We start from the raw sequence: 19417 nt of genomic DNA on the forward strand, positions 1-19417 counted from the left end.
GTTCGCCGCCGCCTTCGACGTTCCTGCGCTACTCCGTGTCCGGGAATGAACCGCTGTTCTTGAACGTTCACGTATCGGGCGGAGAGAGTCTCCGTCCGGTACGAGCCGGGAGAGAGCCGAAGACATGCGCGTCGAAATCTGGAGCGACATCGCCTGTCCCTGGTGCTATGTCGGAAAGGCCCGCTTCGAGAAGGCGCTGGCGGCCTTCCCGCACCGCGACCAGGTCCAGGTCGTGCACCGCTCCTTCGAGCTGGACCCGGGCCGCGCCAAGGGCGACGTGCAGCCGGTGATCGCGATGCTGACCAAGAAGTACGGCATGAGCGAGGCGCAGGCCGAGGCCGGCGAGGACAACCTGGGCGCGCAGGCCGCCGCCGAGGGCCTGGACTACCGCACCCGCGGCCGCGACCACGGCAACACCTTCGACATGCACCGCCTGCTGCACTTCGCCAAGGAGCACGGCAGGCAGGACGCGCTGATCCAGATCCTGTACCGGGCGAACTTCGCCGAGGAGCGGTCCCTCTTCACGGAGGGCGACGAGCGGCTGGTCGAGCTGGCCGTCGAGGCGGGACTGGACGGCGACACCGCCCGCGAGGTGCTCGCCGACCCGGCCGCCTACGCGGACGAGGTCCGTGCCGACGAGCGCGAGGCCGCCCAGCTCGGCGCGGGCGGCGTGCCCTTCTTCGTCCTCGACCGGAAGTACGGAGTGTCCGGCGCCCAGCCCGCCGAGGTCTTCACCCAGGCGCTGACCCAGGCCTGGGGCGAGCGCTCCCCGCTGAAGCCGGTCGACCAGGGTGACGCGGAGGCATGCGGTCCGGAGGGGTGCGCGGTGCCGCAGCACGGATGAAAACCGCAGCTCAGGGCGCACCTATAAGAGCTTCTTAGCGGTTCCACGTAAAAATCCGCAATGGACTGTGACTTCATCGGGCCGCACAGTGGACCCATGGAGACCTTCGAGAGCCTCGCCCGCGCCGAGTTCAGCCCGAAGAGCACCTACCTGAACACCGCGAGCAACGGCCTGCTGCCCGCCCGTACCGTCGCCGCCCTGCACGAGGCGGCGGTGCTCCGGGCGGAAGGCAGGCCGCTGACTCCGCTGTTCGAGGACGTCGAGGCCTGCCGGGCCGCGTACGCCCGGCTCGCCGGCGTCCCGGCCACCCGGGTGGCGGCGGGCGCCTCGGTCGCCGCACACACCGGGCTGATCGCCGCCTCGCTGCCCGCGGGTGCCGAAGTCCTCACCGCCGAGGACGACTTCACCTCCGTACTGAACCCGTTCCACGTCCGCGGCGACCTCAAGGTCCGCACGGTCCCGCTGGAGCGGATCGCCGAGTCCGTCCGCCCGGACACCGCGCTCGTCGCGGTCAGCGCCGCCCAGTCCGCCGACGGGCGGATCGCCGACCTGCCCGCACTGCGCGAGGCCGCCCGGACACACGGGGTGCGCACCTACGTCGACTTCTCCCAGGCTGCCGGCTGGCTGCCGATGGACGCCGACGCCTGCGACTTCTCCGTCTCCGTCTCCTTCAAGTGGCTGCTCGGCCCGCACGGCGCGGCCTTCCTCGTGGTCCCGGAGGACTTCGGCGGACTGACGCCGGTGCTCGCCGGGTGGGTCGCGGCCGAGAAACCGTGGGACAGCTGCTACGGCCCGGTGGCCCAACTCGCTCACTCGGCGCGGCGGTTCGACCTGACCCACGCCCTGTTCACCTTCGCGGGGCTGCGCCGCTCCCTCGAACTGATCGAGGAACTCGGCGTGGCCGCCGTCCAGAGGCACGACCTGGCCCTCGCCGACCGGTTCCGGGCCGGGCTCGCGACGCTCGGCCACGAGCCCGTGCCCGCGCCCGGCTCGGCGATCGTCTCGGTGCCCGGACTCGGCACCCGGCAGCCGGAGTTGAGCCGCGCCGGCATCGAGGTCTCCAACCGCGCGGGCAACCTGCGCGCGGCCTTCCACCTCTACAACACCCCCGAGGACGTCGACCGCCTGCTGGACGTGCTCGCCGGCTGACCCCGTCAGGGCTGCGCCGCGTTCCGTGACCACAGGTTGGCCTCGACCCGGCCGAGCAGTGCCAGCAACTGCTCCCGCTCGGCCGGGGTCAGCCCGGCGAGGCTCTCCTCCTCCAGCGCGCTCCACGCCCGTTCCACCTCGGCGAGCAGCCGGGCACCGGACTCCGTCGCCTCGACCCGTACGGCACGCCGGTCGGCGGGGTCGGGCAGCCGCCGTACGTGCCCGCCCTGCTCCAGTCGCTGGAGCATCTTGGTGACCGTGGACGGGTCCAGGCCGAGCATCCGGATCAGCTCCGACTGCCGGGCCGGACCGTTCTCCCACAGGTGCATCATCACCAGTTCCTGACCCGGGTAGAGCCCGATTCCGCGCAGCCGGCCGGCGGCGGCCGTGCGGTGCAGCCGCGCCACCCGGCTCAGCGCGTGGCTGACCGGCCCGCCGCGCGCGGCCGCGGGAAGGGGGCAGGCCGGCCCGGCCGCGTCCGCTGGGGCGCTCGCCGCTGCCGGCTCCTCGGTGGCGTCCATCGCTGCTCCCGCACTTCCCGTCGTCCTGGTGGTACCGACCGGAAGGGTATCCAGCCGATATTTACTTGGCCGACCAATGAATGGGTTATGGTGGACCCGGCCGCGTTACTTGGCCGACCAAATAAGTCATCCTCTGGGGGTTACCCGTGACCACCGCCTTCGACCCGATCGACCTCCCCGGCCTGCGCCTGGCCAACCGCATCGTCATGGCGCCCATGACCCGCAGCCGCGCCGCCGACGGCGGCCTGCCCACCGCCCTCACCGCCGAGTACTACGCCCAGCGCGCCTCCGCCGGTCTGATCGTCACCGAGGGCATCCAGCCCTCGGCGGTCGGCCAGGGCTACCCCGGCACCCCCGGCCTGCACACCGCCGAGCAGGTCGCCGCCTGGCGTGCCGTGACCGACGCCGTGCACGCCGCCGGCGGCCGGATCTTCGCCCAGCTCATGCACACCGGCCGCATCGGCCACCCGGATCTGCTGCCCGACGGACTGGTCAACGTCGCCCCTTCGGCGGTCGCCGCCCGGGGCCGGGTCTACACCCACGAGGGCCCGAAGGACTTCGTCACGCCCCGCGAACTGACCGGCGAGGAGATCCGCGCCACCATCGCCGACTTCGCGGCCGCCGCCCGCAACGCCATCGAGGCCGGCTTCGACGGGGTCGAACTCCACGGCGCCAACGGCTACCTGATCCACCAGTTCCTGGCGTCCGGCAGCAACCGGCGCACCGACGAATGGGGCGGCTCCGTGCCGGGCCGCATCCGGTTCGCGGTGGAGACCGTCCGGGCCGTCGCCGCCGCGATCGGCGCCGGGCGCACCGCACTGAGGCTCTCCCCGGGCAACCCGCTCAACGACATCGAGGAACCCGGGCCGGAGCCCACGTACACCGCGCTGGCCGACGCGCTGGAGCCGCTGGGGCCGGCGTATCTGCACGTGATGGAGGCGGCGGGCACCCGTGACCTGACCTCGGCGCTGCGCAAGCGGTTCAGCGGCGCCTTCGTTCTCAACCCGGCGACCGAGGGCCCGACCGGGCCGGAGGCGCTGGCCCTCGTCGAGGACGGCACCGCCGATCTGATCGCCTACGGGCAGCTGTTCCTCGCCAACCCGGACCTCCCGGCCCGGCTGAAGGCGGGCGGCTCGTTCAACACAGCGAACCCGGCCACCTTCTACGGCGGGGGAGCCGAGGGGTACACGGACTACCCGGCGCTGTGACACGCCAAGGGCCTCCGGCTGCCGCAGCACGGAGGCCCTTGGAACGGCGTGCATCGCGTCAGCGCACCGGTGTGAAGTCCCGGGCGCCGATGAACTCCGGTCGGCGCACCGGGGCCGCGAACGGCTCGACCGCCTTGTTCTCCACGCTGTTGAACACGATGAAGACGTTGCTGCGGGGGAACGGCGTGATGTTGTCGCCGGACCCGTGCATGCAGTTGCAGTCGAACCAGGTCGCCGAGCCGGCCCTGCCGGTGAACAGCCGGATGCCGTACTCGCTCGCCAGCCCGGTCAGCGCCTCGTCGGACGGCGTGCCCGCGTCCTGCATCTGCAGCGACTTCTTGTAGTTGTCCTTGGGCGTGGCGCCGGCGCACGCCAGGAACGTCTTGTGCGAACCCGGCATGATCATGAGGCCGCCGTTGGTGTCGTAGTTCTCGGTCAGCGCGATCGAGACCGACACCGTGCGCATGTTCGGCAGACCGTCCTCGGCGTGCCAGGTCTCGAAGTCCGAGTGCCAGTAGAAGCCGCTGGCCCCGAAGCCCGGCTTGACGTTGATCCGGGACTGGTGGACGTAGACGTCCGAGCCGAGGATCTGCCGGGCCCGCCCGACGACCCGCTCGTCCCGCACCAGGTTCGCGAAGACCTCGCTGATCCTGTGCACCTCGAAGACCGACCGGATCTCCTTCGACCGCGGCTCGACGATCGAGCGCTCGTCGGCCCTGATCCGCGGATCGGTGACGAGCCGCTCCAGCTCCCGCTGGTAGACGGTGACCTCGTCCGGGGTGATCAGCTGGTCGACGGCGAGGAAGCCGTCACGCTCGTACGCCTGGAGATCGGCCGTCGAGATCGGGCCGGGGGTGTCCGGGGAACCCCAGACGACCGGATCCTGGCGGGGGATCGACACCTCGGTGGTGCCTCGGCTGGGGTACAGGTCGGTGACGGTGGTCGTGGTGGTCGTGATGGTCACTGGTCGTCACACCTCCTCGGGTTCGGTGAGCAGCGGATAGACGCCGTTCTCGTCGTGGTCCTCCCGTCCGGTCACGGGCGGGTTGAACACGCAGATGCAGCGGAAGTCCTCCTTGACGCGCAGCGTGTGCCGCTCGTGCCCGTCGAGGAGGTACATGGTGCCGGGAGTGATCGTGTGGGTCTGCCCGCTCTCGTGGTCGCGGAGCTCGGCCTCGCCTTCGACGCAGACGACGGCCTCGATGTGGTTGGCGTACCACATCGACGTCTCCGTCCCGGCGTACAGAATCGTTTCGTGCAGGGAGAAGCCGACCCTCTCCTTGGCCAGCACGATGCGTTTGCTCTCCCAGGTGCCGGACGCGGCCTTCACGTGCCGGTCGGTGCCTTCGATGTCCTTGAACGAACGGACGATCACGGTGGTGTACTTCCTCCTTGCTGGACGCCTGCCAGGTGGTCGCTAGGCGGTTTCGCGGACGGCACGGGCGAGCACGCGCAGGCCCTCGTCCAGTTCCTCCGGCGTGATGGTGAGCGCCGGCAGCAGCTTGACGACCTCGCTCTCCGGACCGGAGGTCTCGATGAGCAGCCCCAGCTCGAAGGCGCGCCGCGCGATCCGGTCGGCCCGGCCCTTGTCGTGGAACTCCAGGCCCCACACCAGCCCCCGGCCCCGGTACTCCTTGACGTCGGCGAGGTTCTCCTCGGTGATGGCGATCAGCGCCTGCTCGGCCTGCTCGCCCCGGGTGCGGGTCTGCTTCTCCATGGCGGACCCGTCGGCCCAGTACGTCTGCAGGGCGGCGGTGGCGGTGACGAACGCCGGGTTGTTGCCGCGGAAGGTGCCGTTGTGCTCGCCCGGCTCCCAGATGTCCAGCTCGGGCTTGAACAGGCACAGCGACATCGGCAGCCCGTAGCCGCTGATGGACTTCGACACGGTGACGATGTCCGGCGTGATGCCGGCCTCCTCGAAGGAGAAGAAGGCGCCGGTACGGCCGCACCCCATCTGGATGTCGTCGACGATCAGCAGCATGTCCTGGCGCTCGCACAGGTCGGCGAGCGCCCGCAGCCACTCCGGGCGTGCGACGTTGATGCCGCCCTCGCCCTGGACCGTCTCCACGATCACGGCGGCGGGCTTGTTGAGCCCGGAGCCCTGGTCCTCGAGCAGCCGCTCGAACCAGAGGAAGTCCGGGACCTTGCCGTCGAAGTAGTTGTCGAAGGGCATCGGGGTCCCGTGCACGAGCGGTATGCCAGCGCCGGCCCGCTTGAAGGCGTTACCGGTGACGGCCAGCGAGCCCAGCGACATCCCGTGGAAGGCGTTGGTGAAGGACACGATCGCCTCGCGCCCCTTCACCTTCCGGGCCAGCTTGAGCGCGGACTCCACGGCGTTGGTGCCGGTCGGCCCCGGGAACATGACCTTGTACGGCAGGTCCCGCGGGCGCAGCACCAGGTTCTGGAAGGACTCCAGGAAGGCCCGCTTGGCGCTGGTCGACATGTCGAGGCCGTGCGTGACGCCGTCGCGCTCCAGGTAGTCGATCAACGCCCGTTTCAGGACGGGGTTGTTGTGCCCGTAGTTGAGGGAACCGGCACCGGCGAAGAAGTCCAGGTACGTGTGGCCGTCCTCGTCGAACATGCGGCTGCCCTGCGCGCGGTCGAAGACGGTGGGCCAGCCGCGGCAGTAGCTGCGCACCTCGGACTCCACGGTCTCGAAGACACTGAGGTCGGGCTGGGTGATGGTCACGACGAATCGCTCCTCGTGCGTGGGGAGGGCCTGGGGGAGTGTGTGGGGGGTTGCGTGGGGGATTGCGTGAGGGTTCAGAAAGACAGGGGGCCGATGCGGTAGAGCACCTCGGGCTCGTGGGGCCCGTCCGGGAACAGGCCCGTGTCGAAGAGCACCTCGCGGGAGACCGCGGCGCCGTGGCGGTCCGCGTACGAGGTGAACAGGCGCTCGGACGCGGTGTTGTCCGGGGTGATCGTGGTCTCGACCTCGGTGATCCCGCGCTCGGCGGCGAGCCGCGCGGTCAGTCCGTCGAGCAGCGCGGCCGCGATGCCGTGACCCCGGTGGGCGGCGTCGACCGCCACCTGCCAGACGAGCAGGGTGTGCGGCTGCTCCGGCCGTACGTACCCGGTGACGAAACCGACCGGTTCTCCGTCGGCCCCGCGCGCCACCGCCGACGTGCCGGCGAAGTCACGACACCACAGCAGGTAGCTGTAGGAGGAGTTCAGGTCGAGCGTTTCGGAGTCCTTGGCGATACGCCAGAGCGCGGCTCCGTCCGCCACCGCCGGGCGGTCGATGAGCAGGTCTGCTTGTGCGGCAGTCATGCGGATTGAATTTACCGATGGAAATTCAAAAATGCATGGCCGGATGGGGTTACTTCAGTGGGGGTCCTGTGTTATCACGCGGGCGCGGGCAGGGGCGCGATGAGCGAGCTATATATACCGGTTTGTGCGTCTCGAAAGGTGCAAAACGGAACGCCTGTGTAATGCGTCACAAGCGTGTAACCCGCTCGGAAAATCCGTGTGTTTACGCCCCGGAAAAGCGGGCAGAAGCACTGGGGAAAGCTACCTGGAAATAAGAATTAGCAAATCATCTTGAATTCACGCTCCGGTTACACCGTCAATACGCTCCCGCAGAATGTCCGCGTGACCGTTGTGCCGGGCGTACTCCTCGACCATGTGCATGAGCACCCAGCGCAGACCGACCTCGAGACCGGCCATCGGGCCGTCGGTGATCCGCCCGGTGTCGTCCAGCGACCGCCCGGCGCACAGCTCCTGCCCCCGGGCGATCTCCCGCCGCCACGCCGCGAGCGCCTCGTCCAGCCCCCGGCCGGGATCGAGGGCGTACCCGCTCTCCTCCTCGAACACCGGCGGCACGGCGAGCCCGGCGAACACCCGCTGGAACCAGTTCCGCTCCCCTTCCGCCAGGTGCTGCACCAGCCCCAGCAGCGTCAACGGCGACGGTTCCGCCGACGCCAGCCGCACCTGCGCGTCGTCCAGCCCCGCGCACTTCAGCTCCAGCGTGGCCCGGTGGAAGGCCGGCCAGCTCTCCAGCATGGGCCGCTCCTCGCCGGTCATGAGGGGGACGGGGCGGCCGTCGGGAAGGGTGTGGGACGGGTGGGAGGCCATGGGGGGAGCATGGCACGGGGCACCGGCAGCGGCGCGTGATTCCGGCGCCGGCCGGAGTCAACCGCCGGCGCCCGGAGACTTCTTAGGCGAGACAGCCTTGTAACCATCGGTTTGGTTTGAGAGACCCAAACATCTCCTTATAATCGGAACCCACAGTTCCCCCACAGGAGGCCCCCCGTGAACACCCCCTCCGGGCGCCGGACCCGCATTCTGGCCGCCACCACCGCGACGGCCGGGCTGGTGCTCGTGGCCGCCTGCACCTCCACCGGCAACGGCGGCAGCGGTTCCAAGACCGCCGCCGGCGGGGTCAAGGTCGTCAAGGCGGGGCAGCTGACCACCTGCACCCACCTGCCGTACCCGCCCTTCCAGTCGGAGATCGACGGCAAGGTCCAGGGCTTCGACGTCTCCCTCATCGACCTGGTCGCCAAGGACCTCGGCGTGAAGCAGGCCATCGTCGACACGCCCTTCGAGAACTTCAAGACCGGCGCGTTCCTCAACTCCGGCCAGTGCGACCTCGCCGCGGCCGGCATGACCATCACCGCCGAGCGCAAGAAGCACGTCGACTTCTCCGACCCCTACTTCAACGCCACCCAGGCCGTCCTCGTCGACAACAAGAGCGGCATCACCTCGCTCGCCGACGTCAAGGCCAAGGGCAAGAAGCTCGGCGCCCAGGCGCAGACCACCGGCGAGGACTACGCGAAGAAGCAGGGTTTCGACCCGGTCTCCTTCGAGTCCTCCGACGCGGTCCTCAACGGCCTGCGCACCGGCCAGGTCCAGGCCGTCGTCATCGACTACCCGGTCGTCCAGGGCTGGCTGAAGGACAAGGCCAACGCGAACGCCTTCAAGGTGGCCGACAACCTCAGTACGGGTGAGCAGTACGGCTTCACGGTGAAGAAGGGCAACAGCAAGCTCCTCGCCGCCATCAACAAGGCCATCGCCGACGCCAAGGCCGACGGCACGTACAAGAAGCTGTACGAGAAGTGGATCGGCCCGTACGACGCGTCCGCCGCCTCCCCCTCGGCCTCCTGACCCCATGACCGACACCGACGTACCGGTCCGGCCCGTGAAGAAGGGACTGACCCGGACCCAGAAGCGCAGTCTGTCGCGCGGCATCCAGTACGCCGTCTTCGTCGCCGCCGTGATCGCCTTCGCGGTCACGGCCGACTGGGGACAGCTGCAGAACCAGTTCGCGCAGCTCGACATCGCGCGCCGGATGTTCCCGGACGTCATCACGCTGGCGCTGGAGAACACCGTGCTCTACACCGTGTCCGGCTTCGTCGTCGGACTGGCACTGGGCATGCTCCTCGCGCTGATGCGGCTGTCGTCCGTGGGCCCGTACCGCTGGCTCGCGGGCGTCTACATCGAGATATTCCGCGGCCTGCCCGCCCTGTTGATCTTCATCTTCATCGGTGTGGCCGTACCGCTGGCCTTCCCCGGAACCGAGATCATCGGCGGCACCTACGGCAAGGTCGCCCTCGCGCTCGGCCTGGTGGCGGCCGCGTACATGGCGGAGACGATCCGCGCGGGCATCCAGGCCGTTCCCAGGGGGCAGATGGAGGCGGCGCGCTCGCTGGGCTTCTCGCCCGCCCGGGCCATGGTCTCGATCATCGTGCCGCAGGCGTTCCGGATCATCCTCCCGCCGCTCACCAACGAACTCGTCCTGCTCTTCAAGGACTCCTCACTGGTGCTGTTCCTGGGCGTCACCCTGGAGGAGCGCGAACTGTCCAAGTACGGACGCGACCTCGCCAGCACGACCGCCAACTCCACGCCGATCCTCGTCGCCGGCCTGTGCTACCTGCTGGTCACGATCCCGCTCGGCTTCCTCGTCCGCCGTATGGAGGCAAAGGCCCAGGAGGCCGTCAAGTGACCACCCCCGAGGTCCGGATCCAGGACCTGCACAAGTCCTTCGGCGACAACGAGGTGCTGCGCGGCATCGACCTGGAGATCGGCCAGGGCGAGGTGGTCTGCGTCATCGGCCCCTCCGGCTCCGGCAAGTCGACCCTGCTGCGGTGCGTCAACCTCCTGGAGGAGCCCACCAGGGGCCGGGTCTTCGCCGGCGGCACTGAACTGACCGACCCCGACGTCGACATCGACGCCGTACGCCGCCGCATCGGCATGGTCTTCCAGCAGTTCAACCTCTTCCCGCACCTCACCGTCACCGAGAACCTCACCCTCCCGCAGCGCCGGGTGCTCAGGCGGGACAAGGCGACGGCCGCGAAGGTGGCCGCCGAGAACCTGCGGCGCGTGGGCCTCGCCGAGAAGGCGGACGCCTACCCCTCCTCCCTCTCCGGCGGCCAGCAGCAGCGCGTCGCCATCGCCCGCGCGCTGGCGATGGACCCCCAGGTGATGCTGTTCGACGAGCCGACGTCGGCGCTCGACCCGGAGCTGGTCGGGGACGTCCTGGCCGTGATGCGCATGCTCGCGACCGAGGGCATGACGATGATGGTCGTCACGCACGAGATGACCTTCGCCCGCGAGGTCGCCGACCGGGTCGTCTTCATGGACGGTGGCGTGATCGTCGAGGACGGCTCCCCGGACCAGGTCATCGGCAACCCGGGCCACGAACGCACCCGTCACTTTCTCTCCCGCCTGCTGGACCCGGCGATGGCCGAGGTGGAGGAGGAGACCTCGGACCAGGTGGGCAAGGGCGAGCGGTAGCTCACTAAGGTGCGGTACATGAGCGATCGCGCGGTACTGCATGTGAAGGGGCGGATCCTCGTCGGTCCGGACGAGGTCCGGGACGAGCTGTGGGTGGTGGGGGGCCGGATCTCTTACGACCGCCCGGCCGGCGCCCGCGAGGTGACGTCCGTCGAGGGCTGGGCGCTGCCCGGCCTGGTCGACGCCCACTGCCACGTCGGTATCGGCCCGCACGGCCCGGTCGAGAAGGACGTGGCCGAGAAGCAGGCGCTGACCGACCGGGAGGCGGGCACGCTGCTGATCCGTGACGCGGGATCGCCCTCCGACACCCGCTGGATCGACGACCGCGAGGACCTCCCGAAGATCATCCGGGCCGGCCGGCACATCGCCCGCACCCGCCGCTACATCCGGAACTACGCCCACGAGATCGAGCCGGACGACCTCGTCGCGTACGTAGCCCAGGAGGCCCGGCGCGGCGACGGCTGGGTGAAGCTGGTCGGCGACTGGCTCGACCGCGACCGCGGCGACCTGTCGGCCTGCTGGCCGCGTGCGGCGGTCGAGGCGGCCATCGCGGAGGCCCACCGCCTGGGCGCCCGGGTGACCGCCCACTGCTTCGCCGAGGAATCCCTCCGTGACCTGGTCGAGGCCGGCATCGACTGCATCGAGCACGCGACCGGCCTGACGGAGGACCTGGTCCCGCTGTTCGCCTCGCGTGGCGTCGCGATCGTCCCCACCCTCGTCAACATCGCCACCTTCCCCCGGCTCGCCGACGGCGGCGAGAGCAAGTTCCCGCGCTGGTCGGCGCACATGCGGCGACTGCACGAGCGGCGCTACGACACCGTGCGCGGCGCCTACGACGCCGGGATCCCGGTGTACGTCGGCACGGACGCCGGGGGTTCGCTCGCCCACGGCCTGGTCGCGGCCGAGGTCGCGGAACTGGTCACCGCCGGGATCCCGCCGGTCGAGGCGCTGTCGGCGACGACTTGGGGGGCGCGGAAATGGCTCGGCCGCCCCGGCCTGGAGGAGGGCGCACCGGCGGACCTCGTGGTGTACGAGGCGGACCCGCGGACGGACGTGCGCGTGCTGGCGTCACCTCGGCGGGTGGTGCTGAACGGGCTGGTGGTCGAGTAGCCGGCGAACTCGGCGGAGTAGGCGTTTTCACCCCGCGACCCGCGTTCGGCGCCCCGCGCTGACGTGGGTCAACTCCTTTTCTGCGTCAGGACCGGGACGGCAGCGACCGCCTTCCGCCCCCGCCGGCGACCGCCGAGGACAGTCCCGACCACGCCCGGTTCGCCCACGCCGGCGCGGCGGCCCCGAGACGGGCGCGCAGCCCCGCCCCCGACAACCACATCGCCCCGCTCGCGGCCGACGGCACCCCGTCCCAGCGCGGCCGTATCCACCCCCTCGGCGTCGAAGGACGCCGTGCGGCCTCCTGGCAGGGCGACCGGGACGGACACCGCATCGAGACGTGCACCGTATCGACGCGCCACCGGGCACACCGCTACGGGAGGGCGGCCGGGCCGTCGCCGACGACACCGCACCGCCGGCCGCGCGCACCGGCCCCGGCTGGACGCCGGCCCGCCGGGGAACGGACTGACCTGCGCGCTCGTCGGCCCGTACGGCTGGGGCGACGCCGCAGGGCCGGTGGCCCAGGCCCTCGACACCAACGCCTACGGCCACCACTCGGCGACCCCTGCCTCGAACCGAGCTGCGCCCCACCGCTGCTGGTCACCCTCGTCATGCTCACCGCCGACCCGCGCGCCGTGCGCACGGGGACGAGCGCGTCGGCCACCGCCGACGGCACCGTCGGGATCCGTTTCCCGGACGGCACGCGGGGACGGGTGCCCCGGATCAGCGATGCGCCGACGTCAGGGCCCGCTCGAGAGCCTGGAGGAAGGAGTTGACCGTCGCCCGGTCCCGTACCGCCAGCCGCAGCCACTCCTCACCCAGGCCCGGGAACGTGTCCCCGCGCCGGACCGCGAAACCGAGGTCGCGCAGACGCCGGCGCACCGCGGCGGCACGCGGCATCCGTACGAGGACGAAGGGGCCCTCGGCGGGCGCCACGACCCGCAGCCCGTCCGAGGCGAACTCCGCCAGCCCGGCGACCAGATGAGCCCGGTCGGCGGCGATCCGGTGAGCCGCGTGCGCCGCCTCCGCCAGTGCCCGCGGCGCCACGCAGGCCCGCGCCGCCGCCAGCGCGGGCGTGGACACCGGCCACAGCGGCTGGGCCCGCTCCAGTTCCGCGATCGTCTCCGGCGCGGCCAGCACGTAGCCGATCCGCAACCCGGCCAGCCCCCACGTCTTGGTCAGGCTGCGCAGCACCACCAGACCCGGCACGTCGGTCCGCCCGGCCAGCGCCTCCCGCTCACCCGGCACCGCGTCCATGAACGCCTCGTCGACCACCAGCACCCGCCCGGGCCGGGCGAGCGAGGCGACACCCGCGGCCGGATGCAGCACCGACGTGGGATTCGTCGGGTTGCCGATCACCACCAGGTCGGCATCCTCCGGCACCGCCCCCGGATCCAGCCGGAAGCCGTCCGCCTCCCGCAGCAGCACCCGGTCCACGGAGTGACCCGCGTCCCGCAGCGCCGCCTCCGGCTCGGTGAACTGCGGATGCACCACCACCGGCCGGCGCACCTTCAGCGCACGCGCGAGCAGCACGAACGCCTCCGCCGCCCCCGCCGTCAGCAGCACCCGCTCCACCGGAACCCCGTGCCGCGCCGCGACCGCCGCCCGCGCGGCCCGCCCGTCCGGGTAGGCCGCGAGGGAGTCCAGCGACCCGGCGATGTGCTCACGCAGCCACGCCGGCGGCGTGTCCGCGCGGACGTTGACGGCCATGTCGACCAGCTCGGACCCGTCGTCGCGGACCTCCGCGTCACCGTGGTGGCGCAGATCGTGCCCGGCGGTGTCCTCAGTGCGCATGGGCATGCCCGCCGTGGTGGTGATGCCCGTGGTGGTGCCCGTCGTCGTCCGGGTGGAAGTGCGGCTGCTGCGGCAGCCCCACCTTGTCCTCGAAGCCGGGCAGCGCGATGCGGTACACGCACGAGTCGCAGTTCATCCTGAGGTCGCCCTTGACGGCCTCCTCGTACCGCTCCATCACCAGGTCGAGCAGTTCCGGCTCGGGTCCGATGACGTCGGCCGACCGCACCTCGATCCCCGGGTGCGCCGCCGCCCAGCCCTCGGTCTGCTGCCGCACCCGGTCCGGCAGGATGCCGGTGAAGAGGAAGTAGGGGAGTACGACGATCCGCCGCGCCCCCAGCCTCGCGCACCGGTCGAGTCCGCTGGGCACGTCGGGCGCCGCCAGCGACACGAACGCCGTCTCCACGCCCGCGTAACCGCGGCCCTCCCACAACAGCCGGGCCGCCTTGTGCACCTCGGCGTTGGCGTCCGGGTCGGTCGAGCCGCGCCCGACGAGCAGCACGGTCACGTCGGCCCGGTCCTCCGGCGTGCGCGCGGAAGACCCCAGCGCCTCGTCCAGCCGCCGCTCCAGGACGGACAGCAGCGCCGGGTGCGGGCCGAGCGGACGGCCGTAGGTGTAGGAGATCCCGGGGTGCCGTTCCTTCTCGCGGGCCAGCGCCGCCGGGATGTCGCCCTTGGCGTGCCCGGCGGCCACCAGCATCAGCGGGACGGCGGCGAACCGGCGTACCCCGCGTTCCACCAGCTCGGTCACCGCCTCGCCCAGCGGCGGCGGGGACAGCTCGATGAAGCCTCCCGCGACGGGCAGTTCGGGATGGCGGCGGCCCAGCTGACGGACGAAGTCGCGGAACGCCTCGGCTCCGGCGTCGTCCCGGGTGCCGTGGCCGGCGATGAGCAGGGCGGGCGGCGGGGTGGTCACGGTTTCTCCTCGGCGGAAATCGGGTGGTACAGCAGGGCGTTGAGCGCGGCGGCGGCGACCGCCGAACCGCCCTTCTCGGACACGTTGCTCACGGCGGGCAGTCCGCTCTCGCGCAACGCGGCCTTGGACTCGGCCGCGCCGACGAAACCGACGGGCAGACCGATGACGAGCGCCGGATCGGCGTCCAGCGTCAGCAGCTCCTCCAGGGCGGTCGGCGCACAGCCGATCACCCACAGGGCCCCCGGGCCGACCTGCTCGTACGCCAGCCGCACCGCATGGGCCGAACGCGTCAGCCCGGGCCCGGACTCCGCGTCCCTGAGCCGGCAGACGGTCTCCCGCCGGGTGATCCCGGCCGCGACCATCTCGACGTCCACGACCACGGGCGCCCCGGCGTGCAGCGCGGCGTGCGCCTTCTCCAGCGCGCCCTCGTCCGTCACGAGGTCGGTCGCGTACTCCAGGTCGGCGGCGGAGTGGATGACCCGCTCCACCACCGCCCGGGTCAGCGGCGGGAAGTGCGAGGTGTCCAGGCGGGCGCGCAGCCGCCGGAAGGACTCCTGCTCGATCGGATGAACCACACGGTTCACTTGGCGCCCTCCTGCGATTCCTGCCAGCGGTAGCCGCGCGGCGTCACCATGCGGCCCGCGATCTCCCGGGTCGCCGTGTTGCCCACGGTCACGACCGTCATCATGTCGACCGTCGCCGGATCCAGCGCGGCCAGCGTCGTCAGCCGGCTGGACTCGTCCGGCCGCGAGGCGTTGCGTACGACACCGACGGGCGTCGCAGGCTCCCGGTGTCCGGCGAGGATGGCGAGCGCCTTCGGCAGCTGCCAGTCGCGGCCCCGGGAGCGGGGGTTGTAGAAGGTCACGACGAGGTCCGCCTCGGCCGCGGCCCGTACCCGCCGCTCGATGACCTCCCACGGCGTGTGCAGGTCGGACAGGCTGATCGACACGTGGTCGTGGCCGAGCGGCGCGCCCAGGATCGCCCCGGCCGCGAGCGCCGCCGTCACCCCGGGCACCCCGACCACCTCGATGTCGTCGGACGCCTCGGCGAGCGCCGGTGACGCCATCGCGTACACGCCCGCGTCCCCGCTGCCGATCAGCGCGACCGCGTGCCCCGCGCGGGCCTCGGCGACCGCCGTGTGCGCCCGCTCCTCCTCGGCGCCCAGCCCCGATTCCAGGATCCGGGTGCCGGGCCGCAGCAGGTCGCGGATCTGGTCGACGTACTGGTCGAGCCCGACGAGCACGGACGCCCGCCGCAACTCCGCCTCGGCGCGCGGGGTGAGCAGGTCCCGCGCGCCGGGCCCGAGCCCGACCACCGCGAGCCGCCCGCGCCCCGGCCGCCGTACGACGGCACAGGTCGCCATCGCCGGCTGGGCGGCCGACTTGCGCTTGGGGACGAGGAGTTCACCCCCGCGTACGAGAGCCGCGGCCTCGGCCACGGAAGGCGTGCCGACGGCGGCGAGCGGGGCGTCGGAGGGGTTGGGCACCTCGACCTCCGCCAGCTCCTCGGCGCGGTAGGTCACGAGAGGTACGCCGAGGCGCCGCGCGGCTTCCACGATGCCCGGCTCCCCGGCCTTGGCGTCGACGGTGGCGAGTTCGGCGACGGACCGCGCGGACAGCCCGGCGTCCCGCAGGGCGCCCTCGACCAGTCCGAGCACCTCGTCGGCCGGAGCGCCCCTGGAGGCACCGACACCGACGACCAGCGACGGCGGACGCAGCAGCACCTCACGCTCGCCCGCTTCGACGGCCCGGTCGGTCAGCCGGATGGTGTACGACCCCCGCGGTGCCGTCGGCAGGGGAGGCAGCGGCCACGCCACCTCGGCCTCCAGCGCGACCGGTTCACCGTCCAGCAGGGCCCGCGAGACCGTCGCGACGGAGCCCTCCACCGGGAAGCCGAGGGTGTCGAGACCCGGCAGCCCGACGGCGTCGGTCGCGGTCGTCACCACCGGCTCCGCCCCCAGCAACCCGCCGACCTGACGGGCGAGTTCGTTGGCGCCGCCGCCGTGCCCGCCGACCAGCGACACGGCGAACCGGGCGCCCTCGTCGACGCACACCACCCCCGGGTCGGCCGTCTTGTCACCGAGCAGCGGCGCGATCAGCCGTACCACCGCCCCCGTGGCCAGGAAGCACACCAGCTGCTCGCACTCCGCGAACGCCCGCCGTACGGCGTCCCCGACGGCACCCTCGTACACCCGCGTGCGGTCCGGCCACGCCGCGGCCAGCCGGTCCCGCGCCGCCGCCCCCGCCGCGGTGGCGGAAATGAGGCCGATCACTGAGCATCTCCTTCGATAGGCGCTTGAGGCCGCACGCCCCACAGCAGGAAAACGGGATTGGTCGCCGCCAGCCGGGTCACGTCCCCCGGCAGCGGTGCGAGCCGCGACGACTGCAGCAGCACGCCGTCGCAGGAGAACCCGGCGGCGACGAGCGCCTCGCGGGCGGCCGGTACGCGGTCCAGGGCGGCCATGGCGACCACCACCGTCCGCCGGGCCCGCCGCGCGCACGCGGTCACGATGGCGGGCAGCTCACCGCCCCCGCCGCCGACGAACACGGCGTCGGGATCGTCGAGCCCGGCCAGCGCGTCCGGCGCGGTCCCCCGCACCACGCGCACGTCCACGCCGTGCGCCACGGCGTTGGCGCGGACCCGCTCGGCCCCGTCCGCGGTCTTCTCCACCGCGACGGCGGCCGCGCCGAGCCGCGCGCACTCCACGGCCACCGACCCGGAGCCCGCGCCGACGTCCCAGACCAGGTCGCCCAGGCGCGGCCCGAGCCGGGCCAGGGCCAGCGCCCGCACCTCGAACTTGGTGATCATCGAGTCGCGGTGCGCGAACGCGCCCTCGTCCAGGGCCCAGCGAGCGGGCTGCCCGGTCGCCCCCGCCACCGTCCGCACGCCGCCGAGCATCCGCCCCTCGTCCAGGCACAGCACCACGCTCACCGCCGTGCCCCAGTCCCGGGCCGCGGCCTCGGCGGGGGAGACCCGCTCGACGCGCTCGCGTTCCGGATCGCCGAGCGCGCAGGCGACGACGAGGACACGGTCGTACGCGGCGAGCGCCGCCCCCAGCTCGGCGGGCCCGGCGCCCGGCCCGGTCAGCACGGCGACCTTGGGCCGCGCCCGGCAGACGTTGACCGCCGTCCGCAGGTCACGCCCGTGCGCGCTGACCACGACCGCGTCGTCCCAGGGCAGCCCGAGCCGCGCGAACGCCGTGGCCACGGACGACACCCCGGGCCGCACGTCCAGCCGCCCGGCCCCGAACCGCTCGGCCAGCGCCCGCACGATCCCGAAGAACCCGGGGTCCCCGGAGGCCAGCACGACGACCGGCCGGTCCTTGACGACGTACTCCTCGATGGCGTCGAGCGCGGGCGCCAGCGGCCCGAGGACGATCCGCTCCGCCGCCCGAGGCAGCCGCACGGCGTCCAGGTGCCGCCGCCCGCCCACGACCAGCCCGGCCCCGGCGAGGACGTCCTCGGCCACCGGCGCCCCGGTGCCCGCACCGACGACCGTGATCACGTGCTCGCCCCCCGCTCGCGCAGCGCCTTGCGGGCCTGGGGGTCGGCCTTGCGGTAACCATGGAAGTGACCGGGGTGGTAGAGGTGCGAGCGGGTGCCGTGCGCGTCGAGGGCCGGGCCGACCAGGAAGAGGGTGTGCTTCCAGAGCCTGTGCTCCTTGACCGTCTCCTCCAGCGTGCCGATCGTGCACCTCACGAGCAGCTCCTCCGGCCAGGTCGCCTGGTACGCGACGACGACCGGCGTGCTCGTCGGGTAACCGCCCTCCAGCAGCTCCCGCACCAGCTGGCCGCTGCGGGCCGCGGACAGGAAGATCGCCATGGTGGTGCCGTGCCGCGCGAACTCGCGGACCTCCTCACCGGGCGGCATCGGCGTCTTGCCGCCGCCCAGCCGGGTCAGCACCACGGACTGGGCGACCTCGGGGACGGTCAGCTCCCGCTGGGCCAGCGCGGCCACGGCGGAGAAGGCGGAGACGCCGGGCACGACCTCGGTGGCGATGCCGATCCGGGCACACCGGTCGAGCTGTTCCTGCGTACCGCCCCACAGCGCCGGATCGCCGGAGTGGATCCGGGCCACCTTCAGGCCCTCCCGGCGGGCCCGCTCGTACACGGCGACGACGTCCTCCAGCGACATGGTCGCCGAGTCCAGGATCTCCGCGCCCTCCCGCGCGTGCTCGAGGACCTCCGCCTGGACCAGGCTGGCCGCCCAGATCACCACGTCGGCCTCGGCGATGGCGCGCGCGGCACGGAACGTCAGCAGGTCGGCGGCGCCGGGGCCGGCACCGACGAAGGTCACCTTGCCGGTGGGGGCATCGGCCATGAGAATCTGTCCTCTCCTACAAGTCCTACGAGCAAGTCCTGTGAGTACGGCGGCTACGGCCGTGTGTGCGCGAACGCGGGTCGATCGGATAGCGGAAACACATGGCGGTCTTCGTCGCGCTGGGCGCGTTCCTGATGACGCTGGCAGGCGGCTGGACGGCACAGCGCGTGACCGACCGCCGCCACCTGGTCCTGGGCCTGGCGGGCGGCCTGATGCTGGGCGTGGTCGGCCTCGACCTGCTGCCGGAGGCGCTGCAGGCGGCCGGCCGTGAGGTGTTCGGCGTACCGGCGGCCCTGCTGCTGTTCGTGGCCGGCTTCCTGCTGGCCCACCTGGTGGAACGCCTGCTGGCCGCACGGCAGGCCGCGCACGGCGGCGCCGAACACGGCCACCGCGCGCCCCAGGTGGGCCTGACCGCGGCGGCCGCGATGGTCGGTCACAGCGCCATGGACGGCGTGGCGATCGGCGCGGCCTTCCAGGTGGGCGGCGGCATGGGCGCGGCGGTCGCGCTCGCCGTCATCGCCCACGACTTCGCGGACGGCTTCAACACCTTCACCATCACGAGCCTGTACGGCAACGCCCGCCGCAAGGCCGTCGCGATGCTCGTCGCGGACGCCTGCGCACCCGTGCTGGGCGCCGCATCGACCGCGTTCCTCACCATCCCCGAGGGGTTCCTCGGCGGCTATCTCGGCCTCTTCGGCGGCGCGCTGCTCTACCTCGCCGCCGCCGAGATCCTCCCCGAGGCCCACCACGAGCACCCCGCCCGCTCCACCCTGCTGTGCACGGTGGCCGGAGTGGCGTTCATCTGGCTCGTGGTCGGCGTCTCCGGCTGA

General features: G+C 72.3%; 21 protein-coding genes. 9 read left to right on the top strand and 12 right to left on the bottom strand.

The annotated features are described in order from the left end of the window. The first annotated feature begins 124 nt into the window (after window positions 1-124). Window positions 125-844, top strand: a complete 720-nt coding sequence (locus ACIBBH_RS02980) for a DsbA family oxidoreductase (RefSeq protein WP_399401272.1) — start codon at window positions 125-127, stop codon at window positions 842-844. A 96-nt stretch (window positions 845-940) separates the two neighbouring features. Then, window positions 941-1993: an aminotransferase class V-fold PLP-dependent enzyme gene (locus ACIBBH_RS02985; protein WP_399401274.1), complete on the top strand. Its 1053-nt coding sequence runs from the start codon at window positions 941-943 to the stop codon at window positions 1991-1993. Window positions 1994-1998: 5 nt separating this feature from the next. Here ACIBBH_RS02985 and ACIBBH_RS02990 read toward each other — a convergent pair whose 3' ends face one another. Next, entirely contained in the window at window positions 1999-2514 is a 516-nt protein-coding gene (locus ACIBBH_RS02990; RefSeq protein ID WP_399401276.1) for a MarR family winged helix-turn-helix transcriptional regulator, read from the bottom strand. Between the two features lie 146 nt (window positions 2515-2660). Between ACIBBH_RS02990 and ACIBBH_RS02995 the strand changes: the two genes are divergently transcribed. Continuing rightward, window positions 2661-3722 carry an alkene reductase gene (locus ACIBBH_RS02995; protein ID WP_399401278.1) on the top strand — a complete coding sequence of 354 codons (1062 nt, stop codon included), beginning with the start codon at window positions 2661-2663 and terminating at the stop codon, window positions 3720-3722. Window positions 3723-3780: 58 nt separating this feature from the next. Here ACIBBH_RS02995 and thpD read toward each other — a convergent pair whose 3' ends face one another. The 5 genes from thpD to ACIBBH_RS03020 all read right to left on the bottom strand — a co-directional run bounded on the left by thpD (window position 3781) and on the right by ACIBBH_RS03020 (window position 7796). After that, window positions 3781-4680, bottom strand: a complete 900-nt coding sequence (gene thpD, locus ACIBBH_RS03000) for an ectoine hydroxylase (RefSeq protein WP_399401489.1) — start codon at window positions 4678-4680, stop codon at window positions 3781-3783. Between the two features lie 12 nt (window positions 4681-4692). Further along, window positions 4693-5097, bottom strand: a complete 405-nt coding sequence (locus ACIBBH_RS03005) for an ectoine synthase (RefSeq protein ID WP_399401280.1) — start codon at window positions 5095-5097, stop codon at window positions 4693-4695. Between the two features lie 42 nt (window positions 5098-5139). Further along, window positions 5140-6411 carry a diaminobutyrate--2-oxoglutarate transaminase gene (gene ectB / locus ACIBBH_RS03010; RefSeq protein ID WP_399401282.1) on the bottom strand — a complete coding sequence of 424 codons (1272 nt, stop codon included), beginning with the start codon at window positions 6409-6411 and terminating at the stop codon, window positions 5140-5142. 74 nt (window positions 6412-6485) lie between these two features. Next, window positions 6486-6992, bottom strand: a complete 507-nt coding sequence (gene ectA, locus ACIBBH_RS03015) for a diaminobutyrate acetyltransferase (protein WP_399401284.1) — start codon at window positions 6990-6992, stop codon at window positions 6486-6488. A gap of 276 nt (window positions 6993-7268) precedes the next feature. Continuing rightward, window positions 7269-7796 (bottom strand): DinB family protein, encoded by a 528-nt coding sequence (locus tag ACIBBH_RS03020; RefSeq protein WP_399401286.1) that lies wholly within the window; start codon window positions 7794-7796, stop codon window positions 7269-7271. Window positions 7797-7973: 177 nt separating this feature from the next. Here ACIBBH_RS03020 and ACIBBH_RS03025 point away from each other — a divergent pair, with 177 nt between their 5' ends. The 5 genes from ACIBBH_RS03025 (at window position 7974) to ACIBBH_RS03045 (ending at window position 12030) form a co-directional block, all read left to right on the top strand. After that, window positions 7974-8825: a transporter substrate-binding domain-containing protein gene (locus ACIBBH_RS03025; protein ID WP_399401288.1), complete on the top strand. Its 852-nt coding sequence runs from the start codon at window positions 7974-7976 to the stop codon at window positions 8823-8825. A gap of 4 nt (window positions 8826-8829) precedes the next feature. Then, the gene (locus ACIBBH_RS03030; RefSeq protein ID WP_399401290.1) at window positions 8830-9663 is read left to right on the top strand and encodes an amino acid ABC transporter permease; all 834 of its coding nucleotides are present in this window, start codon (window positions 8830-8832) and stop codon (window positions 9661-9663) included. Further along, on the top strand, window positions 9660-10454 hold the full coding sequence (locus ACIBBH_RS03035; protein WP_399401292.1) for an amino acid ABC transporter ATP-binding protein: 795 nt from the start codon (window positions 9660-9662) through the stop codon (window positions 10452-10454). The genes ACIBBH_RS03030 and ACIBBH_RS03035 overlap by 4 nt, the downstream gene beginning before the upstream one ends. An 18-nt stretch (window positions 10455-10472) precedes the next feature. Beyond that, window positions 10473-11564: an amidohydrolase family protein gene (locus tag ACIBBH_RS03040; RefSeq protein ID WP_399401294.1), complete on the top strand. Its 1092-nt coding sequence runs from the start codon at window positions 10473-10475 to the stop codon at window positions 11562-11564. A 337-nt stretch (window positions 11565-11901) separates the two neighbouring features. Next, the gene (locus tag ACIBBH_RS03045; protein WP_399401296.1) at window positions 11902-12030 is read left to right on the top strand and encodes a hypothetical protein; all 129 of its coding nucleotides are present in this window, start codon (window positions 11902-11904) and stop codon (window positions 12028-12030) included. Between the two features lie 254 nt (window positions 12031-12284). Here the strand turns inward: ACIBBH_RS03045 and cobC are convergent, their stop codons facing one another. The 6 genes from cobC to cobM are packed head-to-tail and all read right to left on the bottom strand — an operon-like array spanning window position 12285 to window position 18587. Beyond that, a complete protein-coding gene (cobC, locus tag ACIBBH_RS03050) occupies window positions 12285-13355 on the bottom strand; it encodes an Rv2231c family pyridoxal phosphate-dependent protein CobC (protein ID WP_399401491.1) in 1071 nt (356 codons plus the stop codon). Beyond that, complete coding sequence (locus ACIBBH_RS03055; protein ID WP_399401298.1) at window positions 13345-14268, bottom strand: sirohydrochlorin chelatase; 924 nt, start codon at window positions 14266-14268, stop codon at window positions 13345-13347. The genes cobC and ACIBBH_RS03055 overlap by 11 nt, the downstream gene beginning before the upstream one ends. Further along, window positions 14265-14852 carry a precorrin-8X methylmutase gene (locus tag ACIBBH_RS03060; protein ID WP_399401300.1) on the bottom strand — a complete coding sequence of 196 codons (588 nt, stop codon included), beginning with the start codon at window positions 14850-14852 and terminating at the stop codon, window positions 14265-14267. Before ACIBBH_RS03060 ends, ACIBBH_RS03055 begins: the two co-directional genes overlap by 4 nt. Further along, window positions 14849-16540, bottom strand: a complete 1692-nt coding sequence (gene cobJ, locus ACIBBH_RS03065) for a precorrin-3B C(17)-methyltransferase (RefSeq protein WP_399401302.1) — start codon at window positions 16538-16540, stop codon at window positions 14849-14851. Before cobJ ends, ACIBBH_RS03060 begins: the two co-directional genes overlap by 4 nt. Then, complete coding sequence (gene cbiE / locus ACIBBH_RS03070; protein WP_399401304.1) at window positions 16537-17772, bottom strand: precorrin-6y C5,15-methyltransferase (decarboxylating) subunit CbiE; 1236 nt, start codon at window positions 17770-17772, stop codon at window positions 16537-16539. Before cbiE ends, cobJ begins: the two co-directional genes overlap by 4 nt. After that, window positions 17769-18587, bottom strand: coding sequence for a precorrin-4 C(11)-methyltransferase (cobM, locus tag ACIBBH_RS03075; protein WP_399401306.1), 819 nt, complete (start codon window positions 18585-18587; stop codon window positions 17769-17771). Before cobM ends, cbiE begins: the two co-directional genes overlap by 4 nt. Before the next feature lie 101 nt (window positions 18588-18688). Between cobM and ACIBBH_RS03080 the strand changes: the two genes are divergently transcribed. Next, entirely contained in the window at window positions 18689-19417 is a 729-nt protein-coding gene (locus tag ACIBBH_RS03080) for a ZIP family metal transporter (RefSeq protein WP_399401308.1), read from the top strand.

The organism is Streptomyces sp. NPDC051636 (genome assembly GCF_044453765.1).
In the GTDB taxonomy this organism is placed as follows: Bacteria; Actinomycetota; Actinomycetes; order Streptomycetales; family Streptomycetaceae; genus Streptomyces.

Coding starts and splice junctions, on each gene's coding strand:
- ACIBBH_RS02980 (WP_399401272.1), top strand. CDS start 125: ATGCGCGTCGAAATCTGGAGCGACATCGCCTGTCCCTGGTGCTATGTC.
- ACIBBH_RS02985 (WP_399401274.1), top strand. CDS start 941: ATGGAGACCTTCGAGAGCCTCGCCCGCGCCGAGTTCAGCCCGAAGAGC.
- ACIBBH_RS02990 (WP_399401276.1), bottom strand. CDS start 2,514: ATGGACGCCACCGAGGAGCCGGCAGCGGCGAGCGCCCCAGCGGACGCG.
- ectA (WP_399401284.1), bottom strand. CDS start 6,992: ATGACTGCCGCACAAGCAGACCTGCTCATCGACCGCCCGGCGGTGGCG.
- ACIBBH_RS03020 (WP_399401286.1), bottom strand. CDS start 7,796: ATGGCCTCCCACCCGTCCCACACCCTTCCCGACGGCCGCCCCGTCCCC.
- ACIBBH_RS03030 (WP_399401290.1), top strand. CDS start 8,830: ATGACCGACACCGACGTACCGGTCCGGCCCGTGAAGAAGGGACTGACC.
- ACIBBH_RS03040 (WP_399401294.1), top strand. CDS start 10,473: ATGAGCGATCGCGCGGTACTGCATGTGAAGGGGCGGATCCTCGTCGGT.
- cobC (WP_399401491.1), bottom strand. CDS start 13,355: ATGCGCACTGAGGACACCGCCGGGCACGATCTGCGCCACCACGGTGAC.
- cobM (WP_399401306.1), bottom strand. CDS start 18,587: ATGGCCGATGCCCCCACCGGCAAGGTGACCTTCGTCGGTGCCGGCCCC.
- ACIBBH_RS03080 (WP_399401308.1), top strand. CDS start 18,689: ATGGCGGTCTTCGTCGCGCTGGGCGCGTTCCTGATGACGCTGGCAGGC.